Source organism: Bradyrhizobium genomosp. I (2014) (genome assembly GCF_000261685.1).
Taxonomy (GTDB): Bacteria; Pseudomonadota; Alphaproteobacteria; order Rhizobiales; family Xanthobacteraceae; genus Bradyrhizobium.
On the sequence record NZ_AJQE01000132.1, the window covers coordinates 1 to 14,372 of the forward strand.

14 protein-coding genes are annotated in these 14,372 nt (G+C 65.2%); 12 read left to right on the forward strand and 2 right to left on the reverse strand.

Features of this window, described 5'->3' with window-relative positions; translation table 11 throughout:
- The coding region (locus IC50_RS12355) for a LysR family transcriptional regulator (RefSeq protein WP_035704582.1) at positions 1-247 on the reverse strand (247 nt) is incomplete at its 3' end.
- Between the two features lie 272 nt (positions 248-519).
- Between IC50_RS12355 and IC50_RS12360 the strand changes: the two genes are divergently transcribed.
- The 10 genes from IC50_RS12360 to IC50_RS12405 all read left to right on the forward strand — a co-directional run bounded on the left by IC50_RS12360 (position 520) and on the right by IC50_RS12405 (position 10,452).
- Positions 520-1,554, forward strand: coding sequence for an ABC transporter substrate-binding protein (locus IC50_RS12360; protein ID WP_035704584.1), 1,035 nt, complete (start codon positions 520-522; stop codon positions 1,552-1,554).
- Positions 1,555-1,581: 27 nt separating this feature from the next.
- Positions 1,582-2,622: an ABC transporter ATP-binding protein gene (locus IC50_RS12365; protein ID WP_035704586.1), complete on the forward strand. Its 1,041-nt coding sequence runs from the start codon at positions 1,582-1,584 to the stop codon at positions 2,620-2,622.
- Positions 2,619-3,494: an ABC transporter permease gene (locus IC50_RS12370; RefSeq protein ID WP_035704587.1), complete on the forward strand. Its 876-nt coding sequence runs from the start codon at positions 2,619-2,621 to the stop codon at positions 3,492-3,494. The genes IC50_RS12365 and IC50_RS12370 overlap by 4 nt, the downstream gene beginning before the upstream one ends.
- The gene (locus IC50_RS12375; RefSeq protein ID WP_035704588.1) at positions 3,491-4,297 is read left to right on the forward strand and encodes an ABC transporter permease; all 807 of its coding nucleotides are present in this window, start codon (positions 3,491-3,493) and stop codon (positions 4,295-4,297) included. The genes IC50_RS12370 and IC50_RS12375 overlap by 4 nt, the downstream gene beginning before the upstream one ends.
- Positions 4,298-4,305: 8 nt before the next feature.
- Positions 4,306-5,442 (forward strand): NAD(P)/FAD-dependent oxidoreductase, encoded by a 1,137-nt coding sequence (locus IC50_RS12380; RefSeq protein WP_035704589.1) that lies wholly within the window; start codon positions 4,306-4,308, stop codon positions 5,440-5,442.
- A gap of 32 nt (positions 5,443-5,474) precedes the next feature.
- Entirely contained in the window at positions 5,475-5,771 is a 297-nt protein-coding gene (locus IC50_RS12385) for a (2Fe-2S)-binding protein (protein WP_035704590.1), read from the forward strand.
- Positions 5,768-7,186: an NAD(P)/FAD-dependent oxidoreductase gene (locus IC50_RS12390; RefSeq protein ID WP_035704591.1), complete on the forward strand. Its 1,419-nt coding sequence runs from the start codon at positions 5,768-5,770 to the stop codon at positions 7,184-7,186. Before IC50_RS12385 ends, IC50_RS12390 begins: the two co-directional genes overlap by 4 nt.
- Positions 7,183-8,304, forward strand: coding sequence for an NAD(P)/FAD-dependent oxidoreductase (locus IC50_RS12395; RefSeq protein WP_035704592.1), 1,122 nt, complete (start codon positions 7,183-7,185; stop codon positions 8,302-8,304). Before IC50_RS12390 ends, IC50_RS12395 begins: the two co-directional genes overlap by 4 nt.
- A gap of 15 nt (positions 8,305-8,319) precedes the next feature.
- A complete protein-coding gene (locus IC50_RS12400; protein ID WP_035704593.1) occupies positions 8,320-8,667 on the forward strand; it encodes a RidA family protein in 348 nt (115 codons plus the stop codon).
- A gap of 171 nt (positions 8,668-8,838) precedes the next feature.
- Complete coding sequence (locus tag IC50_RS12405; RefSeq protein ID WP_035704594.1) at positions 8,839-10,452, forward strand: ABC-F family ATP-binding cassette domain-containing protein; 1,614 nt, start codon at positions 8,839-8,841, stop codon at positions 10,450-10,452.
- A 187-nt stretch (positions 10,453-10,639) separates the two neighbouring features.
- On the opposite strand, the gene IC50_RS12410 is transcribed toward IC50_RS12405, so the two are convergent.
- Positions 10,640-11,974, reverse strand: coding sequence for a dicarboxylate/amino acid:cation symporter (locus IC50_RS12410; RefSeq protein WP_035704596.1), 1,335 nt, complete (start codon positions 11,972-11,974; stop codon positions 10,640-10,642).
- A 141-nt stretch (positions 11,975-12,115) separates the two neighbouring features.
- Here IC50_RS12410 and IC50_RS12415 point away from each other — a divergent pair, with 141 nt between their 5' ends.
- Both IC50_RS12415 and IC50_RS12420 read left to right on the forward strand, forming a co-directional pair.
- Entirely contained in the window at positions 12,116-13,429 is a 1,314-nt protein-coding gene (locus IC50_RS12415) for a solute carrier family 23 protein (RefSeq protein WP_035704598.1), read from the forward strand.
- A gap of 72 nt (positions 13,430-13,501) precedes the next feature.
- Positions 13,502-14,338: an SDR family oxidoreductase gene (locus tag IC50_RS12420; protein ID WP_035704600.1), complete on the forward strand. Its 837-nt coding sequence runs from the start codon at positions 13,502-13,504 to the stop codon at positions 14,336-14,338.
- Positions 14,339-14,372: the final 34 nt, after the last annotated feature.

Below are 14,372 nucleotides of genomic sequence, written 5' to 3' on the forward strand. Positions count from 1 at the left end.
CAGTGATGCGTTCGAGGCCGACGAAGGAGCGCTCGACCTCGGTATAGAGCGCCATCGCCGCCGCGGTCGGCACCAGGCCGGTGCCGCGCCGCTCGAACAGCTCCATCTTGAGCAGCGCCTGGAAGTCGCGCAGCAGCCGGCTGACCGCGGGCTGCGTCACCACCATCAGTTTCGCCGCCTCGGTGACGCTGCCGGTCAGCATCATCGCCCGGAAGGCTTCCACCTGCCGCGAATTGATCCGCGCCATTCCATTTCCAATTCATAACATTTTGGCATGCAGAGGGTGCCATTATTCATTGGACGATGGAAGTATAGGTTGCGATCTTTTTCATCAGAGCTGAAGACAGCCCGCTTTTTCGGCAGATTGGAGGGGTTCAAACCTCCAGATCGCGCCAAAACCTGCCGAACAGGGGCCGGGGCCCTGATCGGAGAGGGATCTGCGCGGAAGGAAATGCGGAAGGCGCTTCGGCCGGAGATTTGTCGGCACGCCACCTCATTCCGGTATGGAGATCGGACTACATGAAGACTCTTCGCCTTCTGACAGCGGTCAGCATCGCGGCGCTCATTGCCGTCCCGTCGGCCGCTTCGGCCCAGCAAAAGACCCTCTACGTCGCCGGCTACGGCGACTCGTTCGAGAAGACGATCCGCGACGAGGTGATCCCGGCCTTCGAGAAGGAGAACGGCGTCAAGGTCGAGTATGTCGCCGGCAACTCCACCGACACGCTGGCCAAGCTGCAGGCACAGAAGGGCAACCAGCAGATCGACGTCGCCATCGTCGATGATGGCCCGATGTACCAGGCGATCCAGCTCGGCTTCTGCGGAAAGCTCGACGGGCTGCCGGCCGATCTCTACGACACCGCCCGCTTCAAGGACGATCGCGCGGTCGCGATCGGCATCGTCGCGACCGGCCTGATGTACAACACCAAGGTGTTCAAGGAGAAGGGCTGGGCGCCGCCGACGTCCTGGAATGACCTCAAGGACACGAAATACGCCAAGCAACTCGTGATTCCGCCGATCAACAACACTTACGGTCTCGAAGCGCTGGTGATGCTGTCGAAGATGAACGGCGGCGGTGAGACCAACGTCGATTCCGGCTTCAAGATCTTCAAGGAACAGATCAATCCGAACGTGCTCGCCTATGAGCCGTCGCCGGGCAAGATGACCGAGCTGTTCCAGTCCGGCCAGGCCGTGATCGCTGTGTGGGGCACCGGCCGTGTGCAGAGCTTCGCCAATACCGGCTTCCCCGTCGACTTCGTCTATCCCAAGGAAGGTGCAGCGACACTGCTGACGACGGCGTGTCCGATCGCCAAGCCGAACGCCTCGCCGCTTGCATCGAGCTTCGTCAAGATGCTGCTCGATCCAAAAATCCAGCTCGTGATGCTGAAGGATTACGGCTACGGCCCGGTGCTGAAATCGATGGCGATCCCGCCGGAGTTCGGCAAGATGGCCCCGATCGGCGAGCGCGCGGCCAAGCTCTACAATCCGGACTGGACCGTCATCAACGAGAAGCGCGAGGAGTGGACCAAGCGCTGGAACCGCGAGGTCGAACGCTGATCGGATCGTCGGTAGCGGAGACAGCGCATGGCCTATCTCGAGCTCGATCGGGTCGCCAAGCAGTTCGGCGCGCAGACTGTGGTCGATGACTTCAGCCTGTCGGTGGGGAAGGGGGAGTTCATCTCCTTCCTCGGCCCGTCGGGCTGTGGCAAGACCACGACGCTGCAGATGATCGCGGGCTTCCTCGATCCCACGCGCGGCGCGATTCGCCTCGAGGGCAAGGACCTGACCGCGATCCATCCGGCCAAGCGTGGCCTCGGCATCGTGTTCCAGAGTTACGCGCTGTTTCCGCACATGACCGCGGCGGAGAACGTCGCCTTTGGCCTCGAGATGCGCAATGTGCCGCGCAACGAGCGGGCCGAGCGCGTCCGCGCCGCGCTCGCGATGGTCGGCCTTGCCGGCTTTGAGGACCGCCATCCCCGCCGCATGTCCGGCGGCCAGCAGCAGCGCGTGGCGCTGGCGCGCGCGCTGGTGATCAAGCCGAGCGTGCTGCTGCTCGACGAGCCGCTGTCCAACCTCGACGCCAAGCTCCGCGAGGAGATGCAGATCGAGCTGCGCCAGATCCAGCGCACCATCGGCACCACCACGATCCTCGTCACCCACGACCAGAACGAGGCGATGTCGCTGTCAGACCGCATCGTGGTGATGAGCCAGGGCAAGATCGAGCAGATCGGCACGCCGCAGGAGACGTATGAAAGGCCGGCCTCCGCCTTCGTCTCGCAGTTTCTCGGCAAGACCAACGATTTTGCCGGCACGATCGACCGGACCGTCGCGCCGACGCAACTGGTGGCGGGCTCCTGGCGCGCACCGGCGCCGGCCGGGCTCGGCGGTCCTGTCACCGTCAGCGTTCGCCCTGAAAGAATCGGCTTTGGCGATGCCGGCCTCGGCGCAAAGATCATCACGCGCATCTTCCAGGGCAATCACTGGCTGTTCCAGTGCGAGAGCGAATGCGGCCCGGCGATCGTGATCCGCCAGAACGACGGGCAGACGCAGCCGGCCGAAGGCGACGCGGTTCGCCTCACCTGGCGGCCCGAGGATATGAGCGTGCGCGCGAGGGCCGGCGCATGAGCGCGGCCGCCGAGGAGGGCAGTGCGCGTACGCCGTGGGCGCTGACGGCGCCCGCCTTGATGCTGTTCGTCGGTGTGCTGCTGATTCCGCTGGCGATGACCGTGATGCTGTCGTTCCACGATTGGGGCCAGTACAAGGGCATCGAGCCGGTCTTCATCCTCAAGAACTGGCGGGAGATCGCGACCGATCCCTATTATGCCGAGATGTTCTGGCGGACCTTTCGCATCGCGATCCTGACCACGCTGCTCACCGCGCTGCTCGGGGCGCCCGAGGCCTATATCCTCAACCGCATGAGCGGCCGCTGGAAGAGCTTCTTCCTGCTGGTCATTCTCGGGCCGCTCTTGATCTCCGTGGTGGCACGCACGCTCGGCTGGGCCCTGCTGTTCGGCGGCAACAACGGTCTGGTCAACAAGCTCCTGATGTCGCTCGGGGTGATCCGCTCCCCCATCCCCTTCATGTTCACCGAAACCGGCGTGGTCGTTGCGCTCGCGCACGTCATGATGCCGTTCATGGTGCTGTCGGTCTGGGCCGCGCTGCAGCGGCTGGATCCGCAGATCGAGAACGCCGCGATGTCGCTCGGCGCCGGTCCCGTCACCATCATCCGCCGCATCATCATGCCGCAGATCATGCCGGGCGTGCTGTCGGGCGCCATCATCGTGTTCTCGCTTTCGGCCAGCGCCTTTGCGACGCCCGCGATCATCGGCGGCCGCCGGCTCAAGGTCGCGGCGACGCTGGCGTACGACGAATTCCTCAACACCTTGAACTGGCCGCTGGGCGCCGCCGTGGCGACGCTGCTGCTGGTCGCGCTGGTGCTCATCGTGGTCGGCAGCAACGCGCTGATCGAGCGGCGCTATGCGGAGGTGTTCCGATGAGACGGAACGGCCCGCTCGCGCTGATCTTCCACACCGTCTTCGTCATCGTCATGGTGGCGCCGATCCTGGTGGTCTGCCTCGTCGCCTTCACGCCGGAAGGCTTCCTGTCGCTGCCGACCAACGGCTTCTCGCTGCGCTGGTTCAGGACCATCGCGAACTACCCTGAATTCATCCACGCCTTCTGGGTCAGCCTCGGCCTCGGCGCGCTGTCGTCCTTCGTCGCGCTGCTGTTCGCGGTGCCGGCGGCGCTGGCGATCGCGCGCTATCGCTTCCGCGGCCGTGATGCGCTGGCGGCTCTGTTCCTGTCGCCGTTGATGATCCCGCATGTCGTGCTCGGCATCGCCTTCCTGCGTTTCTTCACCTCGGCCGGCCTCGGCGGCAGCTTTGCCGCGCTGATCATCGCGCATGTCATCATCGTGTTTCCGTTCGCGCTGCGTCTGACGCTGGCCGTCGCAACCGGCATGGACCGCACCGTCGAGATGGCGGCGGTCTCGCTCGGCGCCGGCGGCTGGACGCTGTTCCGCCGCGTGACCTTGCCGTTGATCCTGCCCGGCGTCATCAGCGGCTGGGCGCTCGCCTTCATCCAGTCCTTCGACGATCTCACCATGACCGTCTTCCTTGCGGCGCCCGGCACCGAGACGTTGCCGGTGCGCATGTTCCTGTACATCCAGGACAACATCGATCCTCTGGTGACGTCGGTCTCGGCCTGCGTGATCGCGATCACCATGACTGCCCTCATTCTGCTCGATCGTTTCTACGGGCTCGACCGTGTGCTCGCCGGCAAGGGCGATACGGGACGATAGGAGAACTCATGTCAGGAGAATACGACGTCGCCGTCGTCGGCGGGGGACTGCTCGGCTCCGCCATTGCCTGGGGCCTCGGCCGCCTCGGCAAGAAGGTCGCCGTGCTCGACGAAGGCGACATCACCAGGCGTGCTTCGCGCGCGAACTTCGCGCTGGTCTGGGTCCAGAGCAAGGGCCTCGGCATGCCGGCCTATACGGTGTGGACCGTGCAGGCGTCGCAGGCGTGGGGCCGGCTTGCTTCGGAGTTGAAGCAGCAGACCGGGCTCGACGTTTCGCTCCAGCAGAACGGCGGTTTTCATCTCACCCTCGGCGAAGAGGAATTCGGCCAGCGCACCGAGCTGGTCAAGCGCATGCACAACCAGGTCGGCGCGGCCGACTACAAGATGGAGATGCTCTCTGCATCCCAAGTGAAGAAGTCATTGCCGCTGATTGGGCCGGAGGTCTCGGGCGGCAGCTATTGTCCGCTCGACGGTCACGTCAATTCGCTGCGCACTTTCCGGGCATTCCACACCGGCTTCAAGGCGTTCGGCATCGACTATCTTCCGGAGCGCCCGGTCTCCGCGATCGGCAAGAGCGGCGGCGAATTCCATCTGACGACGCCGAAGGGCGAGCTGCGCGCCGCCAAGATCGTGCTTGCTGCGGGCAACGCCAACCAGACGCTGGCGCCGATGGTCGGTCTTTACGCGCCGATGGGACCGACCCGCGGCCAGATCGTGGTGACCGAGCGCACCATGCCGTTCCTGCCGCATCCGCTGACGACGATCCGCCAGACCGACGAGGGCACCGTGATGATCGGCGACAGCAAGGAGGACGAGCTCGATGACCGCGCGCTGAAGCATTCGATCAGCGCGGTCATGACCGATCGCGCCCAGCGCATGTTCCCGCATCTGTCGCGGCTCAACGTGGTCAGGAGCTGGGCCGGCATCCGCGTGATGCCGCAGGACGGTTTTCCGATCTACGACCAGTCGGAGACGCATCCCGGCGCTTTCGTCGCCTGCTGCCATTCCGGCGTGACGCTCGCCTCCAACCATGCCTTCGAGATCGCGCGCATGGTGGCGCAGGGCGTGCTCGAGCCGGAGCTGGTCGGCGCGTTCTCGGCCAGCCGCTTTGGCGGCGCGGGCGCGGCCAACAGCAGCGGCTATTAGAAATTATCAGGAAGGAGCCAAGGGGCATCCCCATGTTCAGGCGATCCGAACAGGACAAGCGTCCGCAAGTGCAGATCTTCATCGACGGCGTTGCCGTCGCGGCGCGCCAGGGCGACACCGTCTCGGCTGCGCTGCTGGCCTCCGGCGTTGATGTGCGGAGGTCGACCGCGGTCAGCGGCGCGCCGCGCCTGCCTTATTGCATGATGGGCGTGTGCTTCGACTGCCTCATCACCATCGACGGCGTCGGCAACCGGCAGGGGTGCCTCGTACCGGTCGCCGAGGGCATGCAGATCGAAATCCAGAAGGGCAAGCGGGAGATCGGACAATGACTGTGGCTCCCAGGCGCGAAGACTACGACGTCGTCGTGATCGGCGCCGGGCCTGCGGGCCTTGCCGCCGCGGCGACCTCCGCCGAAGCTGGTCTCACGACACTGCTGCTCGACGAGAACATCGGCCCCGGCGGCCAGGTGTTTCGTGCGATCTCCTCGACGCCGGTGACCGATCGCAATCAGCTCGGCGCCGATTATTGGGTCGGGGCCGATCTCGTGCAGTCGCTGCGTGCAAGCAGTGCCGAGGTGATCCCTCGTGCGACGGTGTGGAGCCTCGACCGCAATCTCGATATCGCCGTCTCGATCGGCGGTGCTTCAGCCTTCGTCAAGGCCAAGCGCGTGATCCTTGCCACCGGCGCGCTGGAGCGGCCGTTCCCGATTCCCGGCTGGACATTGCCGGGCGTGATGACCGCGGGCGCGGCGCAGACCATGCTGAAGTCGTCGGCGCTGGTGCCCGACGGCCGCACGGTGATCGCAGGGCAGGGGCCGCTGCTCTGGCTGCTGGCCGCGCAGATCCTGCGCCTTGGCGGCCGCATCGACCGCATTCTCGACACCACCGAGCGCGGCAATTACCTCGCCGCGCTGCCCCATGCCTTCGCTTTTCTGACCTCGCCCTACTTCGCCAAGGGCCTGTCGATGATGCGTGAGGTGAAGGCCAAGGTGCAGGTCGTCTCTGGTGTCGCCGAGCTTGCTGCGGCTGGCGACGGTCAGCTCGCCAGCGTGAGTTATGTCGCGGGCGGCAGGCGCGAGACCATTCCCGCCGATCTCCTCTTGCTGCATCAGGGCGTGGTGCCCAATGTCAATCTGGCAATGTCCGCCGGTGTCGAGCATCGCTGGGACGACCTGCAGCTCTGCTGGTCGCCGGTGCTCGATGCGAGCGGCAATTCGTCGGTTGCGGGCATCGCGATCGCGGGCGATGGCGCTGGCATTGGCGGTGCGAACGCCGCCGTGGTTCGTGGTCGCATCGCGGCGCGTGCGGCGGTGGACGCATTGGCGCCCGCGGCCGCGGCCAGGCTCCCTGCAATGGCGACGCTCCGTGCCGACCTCGCCAAGGCCGAGCGTGGCCGCCTCTTCCTTGACACGCTGTTCCGCCCCGCGCCGCAGTTCCGCATTCCCTCGGGCGACACCATCGTCTGCCGCTGCGAGGAAGTCACCGCGAAGGACGTTCTCGACTCCGTCGCCATCGGCGCGACCGGCCCGAACCAGCTCAAGGCCTACCGCCGCACCGGCATGGGCCCGTGCCAGGGCCGGCTGTGCGGCCTCACCGTCACCGAGCTGATGGCGCAGGCGCGCGGCAAGAGCCCGCAAGAGATCGGCTACTACCGGCTCCGCGCGCCGGTGAAGCCGATCACGCTCGCCGAACTCGCAGCCGTTCCCAAGAGCGAAGCCGACGTCAAGGCCGTGGTGCGCGGATGACCAAAAACGTGGATGCGATCGTCGTCGGCGGCGGCATCCACGGATGTTCGACCGCGCTGCATTTGTGCCTTGCCGGCCTGAAGCCGCTGCTGATCGAGAAGGACTATGCCGGCCGGCACGCGTCCGGCGTCAACGCCGGCGGCGTGCGTCAGCTCGCGCGGCACGTTCCGGAAATTCCGCTCTCGATCCGCTCGATGGGGATCTGGGAGAAGATCTCGGATCTCCTCGACGACGATTGCAGCTTTGAGAGCTATGGCCAGGTGCTGGTCGCGGAGAATGAGGAAGAGCTCGCAATCTGCCGCGCGCGTGTCGCCGAGCTCAACGCGCTCGGCTTCACACATGAAGAGCTGATCGACGCAGCCGAGTTGCGCCGGCTGGTACCGGCGGTCGCCGAGACCTGTCCCGGCGGCGTGGTCTCGCGCCGCGACGGAGCGGCCAATCCGGCGCAGACGACGACGGCGTTCCGGCGCAAGGCGGAGCAGCTCGGCGCGACCGTGCGCGAGGGCGTGGCGGCCGGCAACATCCGGCACCGTGACGGCCTCTGGCACGTCGATGTCGGCTCGGACACCTATGCTGCGCCGGTGCTCGTCAACGCCGCGGGCGCCTGGGCCGGCAAGATCGCGGCGGATCTCGGCGAGCCGGTGCCGGTCGAGACCGTGGCGCCGATGCTGATGATCACCTCGCGCGTGCCGCACTTCATCGATCCCGTCGTGATCCTGCGCGGGCGCAAGCTCTCCTTCAAGCAATTCAAGAACGGCACGGTGCTGATCGGCGGCGGCCATCTGGCCAGGCCCTATCAGGACCGCAACGAGACGGTGCTGGACTGGAAGAGTCTCGCCACCAGTGCGCAGACCGTGTTCGAGCTGTTTCCGGTGATGCGCAGCGCGGCCATCGTCCGCGCCTGGGCCGGCATCGAGGCCAAGATGAAGGACGATATTCCCGTGTTCGGCCCGAGCAGCCGCCACAAGGGCCTCTACCACCAGTTCGGCTTCTCCCTGCACGGCTTCCAGCTCGGCCCCGGCGCCGGTGCCGTGATGGCGGAGCTGATCGTCAATGGCGGCAGCCAGACCCGCATCAGCGATCTCGGCATCGACCGCTTCCATCCCATCACGCTCTAGCAACAAGAGGATATCATGAGCATCACCCGCAGCATCCGCACGCCCATCATGCACCGCGCCGTGGAGGCTAACGGCTTCGTCTTCCTCGGCGGCACCATCGCCGACGATACCAGCGTCTCCATGGGCGAGCAGACCCGCAACATCCTCGGCAAGATCGCCGGCTATCTGAAGGAGGCCGGCACCGACAAGTCTCGCGTCGTCAGCGCCTCGATCTTCGTCACGGATCTCTCCAGGAAGAAGGAGATGGATGCTGCCTGGACCGAGTTCTTCGGAGACAATCTCCCCACCCGAGCTACCGTCGGCGTCGCCGAGCTCGGCGGCGGCGCGCTGATCGAGGTGGTGGTCACCGCCCTGAAGGGTTGACAGCGCAAGGTAGCGAAGGACGGCGGCGCCTCCCGCGTTGTCGTCTCCTCGCGCCGCGCCTTGATCTCGCCCTTCGATGGGACTATTTGGAGAGTTCCTCAATCAGGATACTCGCAGCCATGGATATGACCCCGATCGCAAAGCCCATCTGCCTTGCCCACGGGGAATTCCATGCCTGCTTCGATCATTCTGTCCGACCTGTCGCTGTCTGCACCTGACGGCCGTCCTCTTCTCTCCAGCATCGATCTGACATTCGCAGCCGAGCGGACCGGTCTCGTCGGCCGCAACGGCGTCGGGAAAACGACGCTGCTTGCGGCGATCCTGGGGGAGCATGTGCCCCAATCAGGGCGCGTTCTGATCAGCGGCACCATCGGCTTGTTGCGCCAGGATGTGCAGGTTCTTGCCGGCGCGACCGTAGCCGACCTGTTCGGCGTGCGGCGGGCGCTCGACCTGCTTCGCCGTGCGGAGCGAGGCGATGCGTCGGTGGACGACATCGCGGCGATCGACTGGACACTGGAAACGCGGCTCGAGGCCGCGCTGGCGCGCCTCGGGTTCGATCCGTCTCCCGATACGGAGCTGTCCTGCTTGTCGGGCGGCCAGATCACGCGCGTTCGACTCGCCGCACTGGTCTTCGCCGAGCCCGACTTCCTGCTGCTGGACGAACCCACCAACAATCTCGACCAGAACGGACGCAAGGCGGTGACTGCTCTCCTCGCCGCCTGGCGCGGCGGCGCGATCGTCGTCAGCCACGACCGAAGCCTGCTCGAAACCATGGATGCGATCGTCGAGCTGACGTCGCTCGGCGCCACGCGATATGGCGGCAATTGGAGCAGGTTTCGCCAACAGAAGGCCGTCGAACTCGACGCTATCAGGCATGACCTCGCTCATGCCGAAAGGCGTCTGTCCGAGATCGACGGCAAGGCACAAGAGGCTGCGGAAAGGAAAGCGCGCAAGGACCGCGGCGGCAGGAAGAAGCGCGCCAAGGGCGACATGCCGCGGATCCTGGCCGGGGCACGCAAGGATCGCAGCGAGGACAGCGGCGGCAAGACCGCGCAAATCGCCGAGCGGCGGCGCGCAGACGCAATCGATGCCGTGGACGCGGCGCGCCGGCGCATCGAGATTCTTCAGCCCCTGTCCGTCAGGTTGCCCGTGACTGGCCTGCCGGCGGGCAGGGAGGTGCTTTGGCTCGACGGCGTCAGTGCAGGCTATCGGCCGGAGCAGCCTGTCCTGCGCGATCTTTCATTTGCGGTCGTCGGGCCGGAGCGGGTCGCACTGGTCGGGCCCAATGGCTCCGGCAAGACGACGCTGCTGAAACTCATCGCCGGCGAACTGCGTCCGCTCGCGGGCATCGTGCGGGTCAGGTCGGATTTCGCACTGTTCGACCAGAAGGTCAGTCTGCTCGATCCGGCGCTCTCCATCCTGGACAATTTTCGGCGTCTCAATCCGAGCGCGGGTGCGAATGAGTGCCATGCCGCGCTCGCCCGGTTCATGTTTCGCGCCGATGCCGCCTTGCAAGCAGCCGGAAGCCTGAGTGGCGGGCAAATGTTTCGTGCGGGTCTTGCCTGTGTGCTCGGCGGGCGGACGCCGCCGTCGCTGCTGATCCTCGACGAGCCGACCAATCATCTCGACGTCGAATCCATCGAAGCCGTCGAGGCCGGCTTGCGGGCCTATGATGGCGCGCTGCTCGTCGTCAGCCATGACGAAGCGTTCTTGCGGGCGATCGGGATTACGCGGCGGATCGACGTTGTCGCCGAGGTGACGCGCATCGATGGCGGGATCGTCTGATCCCACCCCGGTGGTTCGATATGGCGGTGATTTTCAAAAACCCGACGCCCTGCCCCCAGCGCGTCGGGTGGAAAAAATGAGTATCAATCCGTGATCCCAACCAGATCGTTGTGACCCGTGCCGCATCATTTTTCTACTCCGGGAAACTACCGCGTTGGAACCAGGATGTGTCTTGCCGTGTGCGGGCCTATGAGGCCGCGCCTCCGCCCGGTTCCAATGCCTCGCCGATCTCCAGCGGGTGCGCCATGGTCTCGTGCAGCGCGTCGCGATCGAGTTCGTCTTCGGAGATGCTGATGACGACGCAGGCAACGCCGTTGCCGATCAGATTGGTCAGCGCACGGCATTCGCTCATGAATTTGTCGATGCCGACCAGGATCGCGATCGACTGGATCGGGATGTCGGGCACGATCGAGAGCGTTGCCGCGAGCGTGATGAATCCGGCGCCGGTCACGCCTGAAGCGCCCTTCGAGGTGATCATGGCGATGCCCAAAATGCCGAGCTCCTGCCAGATGGTGAGATGGGTGTTGGTTGCCTGTGCCAGAAACAGCGTCGCCAGTGTCATGTAGATGTTGGTGCCGTCGAGGTTGAAGCTGTAGCCGGTGGGAATGACGAGGCCGACCACCGAACGCGAGGCACCGAGATGCTCCATCTTCTGGATCATCTGCGGCAACACCGTCTCGGAGGACGAGGTGCCAAGCACGATCAGCAGCTCGTCCTTGATGTAGGCGATGAAGCGCAGGATCGAGAAGCCGGCGAGGCGAGCGATCGCACCTAACACGATCAACACGAACAGGATGCTGGTGAGATAGAACGTTCCGATCAGCGCGGCGAGGTTGAGCAGCGAGCCGAGACCATAGGCGCCAACGGTGAACGCCATCGCGCCGAACGCGCCGATCGGGGCGACACGGACGATGATGCGGATGATGCCGAAGAACATCTTCGCGGCCTTGTCGATCGCCTCCGCGATGGGTTCGCCGGCCTTGCCGAGGAAGGCGATAGCGAAGCCCGACAGGATCGAGATCAACAGCACCTGAAGCAGGTCGCCCCGCGCGATCGCGCCCAGATAGCTGTCCGGGATGATCGCCATCAGATGGGCGACGATGCCTTCTTCCTTGGCCTTGGTGACGTAGGTCGCCACAGATTTCGGATCGATCGTGGCGGGATCGATGTTGAAGCCGTGCCCGGGCTGGAGAATCTCGCCGACGAGCAGGCCGACCGCGAGCGCGACGGTCGAGACCGTCTCGAAATAGATCAGCGACTTCAGCCCGACCCGGCCGACACGCTTGAGGTCACCCATCGAGGAGATGCCGTGCACCACGGTGCAAAAGATCACCGGCGCGATCATCATCTTGATCAGCGCGATGAAGCCGTCGCCGAGCGGCTTCAATGCCTTGCCAAGATCGGGATAGAAATAGCCGATGAGCACGCCGAGCGCGATCGCGACCAGGACCTGGACGTAGAGGATCTTGTACCAGGGCTGATCCCGGCGGACGACGGCTGGCTGGATCGCGACTTGTGTCATAGAGTGAGCCCCGGAACGCATTGATCTTGCAGGATTTGGATCTTGCATGAGCTTCATCATGTGATGGCCGCCGCAGAAGCGACAATCACATTTTTGTCTGTTAGCACGAAGATCGATTGCCGCGCCGCACTTGGGGGGGACATGTCGACTGTAACCGACTCGCGCCAGCAAGGCTATTTTCCGCGCTGGACGTTGAAAACCTCGGGCGTGATCATGCCGGAGGAGCGGCTGTCCTGGGGCCAGACCGTCGTCTCCGGTTTCCAGCATTGCATCGCAATGTCGGGCTCGACGATCATCGCGCCGCTGCTGATGGGGTTCGATCCCAATGTGGCGGTCCTGTTCTCCGGCGTTGGCACGCTGATCTTCTTCGTCATCGTCGCGGGGCGCGTCCCGAGCTATCTCGGCTCGAGCTTCGCTTTCATCGCCGTCGTCATTGCGGCGACCGGTTATGCCGGGCAGGGACCGAACCCGAACCTGTCGGTTGCGCTCGGCGGCATCGTCGGCGCCGGTGTGCTGTACGGCCTGATTGCCCTGATTGTGATGTGGTCCGGTGTCGGCTGGGTCGAGCGCTTGATGCCGCCGGCCGTCACCGGCGCTGTGGTCGCCGCGATCGGCCTCAACCTCGCGCCCGTGGCGGTCAAGGCGGTGAGTGCAAACGCGTTCGACACCTGGATCGGGCTCGCGACCGTTCTGATCATCGGTGTGGTGGCCGTTGCCGCGCCGGGTCTATGGCGCCGCCTGCCGATCATTGTCGGTGCAATCGGCGGATATCTCCTTTACCTGCTGTTCGCGAACGGTCTCGGTTTCGGCAAGCCGGTCGACTTTGCGCAACTCTCGGCCGCGCCGTGGTTCGGCCTGCCGAGCTTCACCGCGCCCAGCTTCCACGCCGACGCAATCTTCCTGATCGCGCCGGTCGCGGTCATCCTCGTCGCCGAGAACCTCGGCCACATCAAGGCCGTCGGCGCCATGACGGGGCGCAGTCTCGACGCCTATCTCGGCCGCGCCCTGTTCGCGGACAGCCTCGCGACCATCGTGGCCGCCTGCGGCGGCGGCACCGGCGTCACCACCTATGCCGAGAACATCGGCGTCATGGCGGCGACGAAGGTCTATTCGACTTTGCTGTTCGCCTTCGCGGCCACGGTGTCGATCCTGCTCGGATTCTCGCCAAAGTTCGGCGCGCTCATCCTGTCGATCCCCGGTCCCGTCATCGGCGGCCTCTCGATCGTGCTGTTTGGGTTGATCGCGGCGATGGCGGGACGGATCTGGGTCGAGAACAAGGTCGACTTCGCAAATCCGGCGAACCTGATCACCGTCGCGGTGGCGCTCACCGCAGGCGCCGGCGATCTCACGCTCAAATTCGGTGCGTTCACGATCGGCGGGATCGGTACTGCAACCTTTGGCGCGATCATCCTCTACCAGATCCTGACCTCGCCATTCGCGCGCCGCACGAATTGATCCCAGCGATGCGCCGAAGGGATGGAACAAAAGGCGCTTTCCGTCGATGATGAGGCACCCTGGAGAGAACCCATGCCGCAACCCGATCGCTCGACCACCTTTCCCTCGCGCCTTGTCGGCCAATACGCCCTGGTGACCGGCGCCTCGCAAGGCATCGGTCGGGCGGTCGCCGTCCGGCTCGCCCAGGAAGGCGCAACCGTCGCCATCAATTATTTCGAGAACGTGGAGCGGGCCGAGGAGACGCTCGCGCTCGCGCGGGCAGCTTCGGGCGATCGCGGCCACGGCGAGCCCGATCATTGCATCGTCAAGGCCAATGTCGGCAATGAGCAGGACATTGCCGCGATGTTCGAGGCGATCCTCTCTCGCTGGAAACGTCTCGACTGTCTCGTCAACAATGCTGGCTTCCAGAAGGAGTCGCCGAGCGAGGCGCTCGATGTCGAAACCTATCGCCGCATCATCGACGTCAATCTCAACGGGGCCGTGCTCTGCGCGCAGAAGGCGCTCGCGCATTTCATCGCACGCGGCGGAGGCGGCAGCATCATCAACTGCTCCAGCGTCCACCAGATCATTCCAAAGCCCGGCTATCTCGCTTATTCGATCAGCAAGGGCGGCATGGCCAATCTGACGCGCACGCTGGCGCTCGAATTTGCCGGCCGGGGCATCCGCGTCAACGCGGTGGGGCCAGGCGCGATCGACACGCCGATCAACGCGGCATGGACCGGCGATCGCGAAAAGCGCGGCGTCGTCACCAGCCACATTCCGTTGGGCCGCGTCGGCACGCCGGAGGAGATCGCCGCCGTGTTCGCCTTCCTCGCCTCGGAGGACGCGAGCTACATCACTGGACAGACCCTCTATGCCTGCGGAGGCCTGACGCTGTTCCCTGAATTCCGGGAGAATTGGGCGAGCTGAACGTCAGCTCGGACCATCCGCATCGGCGGGCGCC

Bases quoted from the DNA above. Each gene is read 5' to 3' on its own strand.
- IC50_RS12380 (WP_035704589.1), top strand. From the start codon at position 4,306: ATGTCAGGAGAATACGACGTCGCCGTCGTCGGCGGGGGACTGCTCGGC.
- IC50_RS12385 (WP_035704590.1), top strand. From the start codon at position 5,475: ATGTTCAGGCGATCCGAACAGGACAAGCGTCCGCAAGTGCAGATCTTC.
- IC50_RS12415 (WP_035704598.1), top strand. From the start codon at position 12,116: ATGTCGACTGTAACCGACTCGCGCCAGCAAGGCTATTTTCCGCGCTGG.
- IC50_RS12400 (WP_035704593.1), top strand. From the start codon at position 8,320: ATGAGCATCACCCGCAGCATCCGCACGCCCATCATGCACCGCGCCGTG.
- IC50_RS12390 (WP_035704591.1), top strand. From the start codon at position 5,768: ATGACTGTGGCTCCCAGGCGCGAAGACTACGACGTCGTCGTGATCGGC.
- IC50_RS12405 (WP_035704594.1), top strand. From the start codon at position 8,839: ATGCCTGCTTCGATCATTCTGTCCGACCTGTCGCTGTCTGCACCTGAC.
- IC50_RS12410 (WP_035704596.1), bottom strand. From the start codon at position 11,974: ATGACACAAGTCGCGATCCAGCCAGCCGTCGTCCGCCGGGATCAGCCC.
- IC50_RS12420 (WP_035704600.1), top strand. From the start codon at position 13,502: ATGCCGCAACCCGATCGCTCGACCACCTTTCCCTCGCGCCTTGTCGGC.
- IC50_RS12370 (WP_035704587.1), top strand. From the start codon at position 2,619: ATGAGCGCGGCCGCCGAGGAGGGCAGTGCGCGTACGCCGTGGGCGCTG.
- IC50_RS12395 (WP_035704592.1), top strand. From the start codon at position 7,183: ATGACCAAAAACGTGGATGCGATCGTCGTCGGCGGCGGCATCCACGGA.
- IC50_RS12360 (WP_035704584.1), top strand. From the start codon at position 520: ATGAAGACTCTTCGCCTTCTGACAGCGGTCAGCATCGCGGCGCTCATT.
- IC50_RS12365 (WP_035704586.1), top strand. From the start codon at position 1,582: ATGGCCTATCTCGAGCTCGATCGGGTCGCCAAGCAGTTCGGCGCGCAG.
- IC50_RS12375 (WP_035704588.1), top strand. From the start codon at position 3,491: ATGAGACGGAACGGCCCGCTCGCGCTGATCTTCCACACCGTCTTCGTC.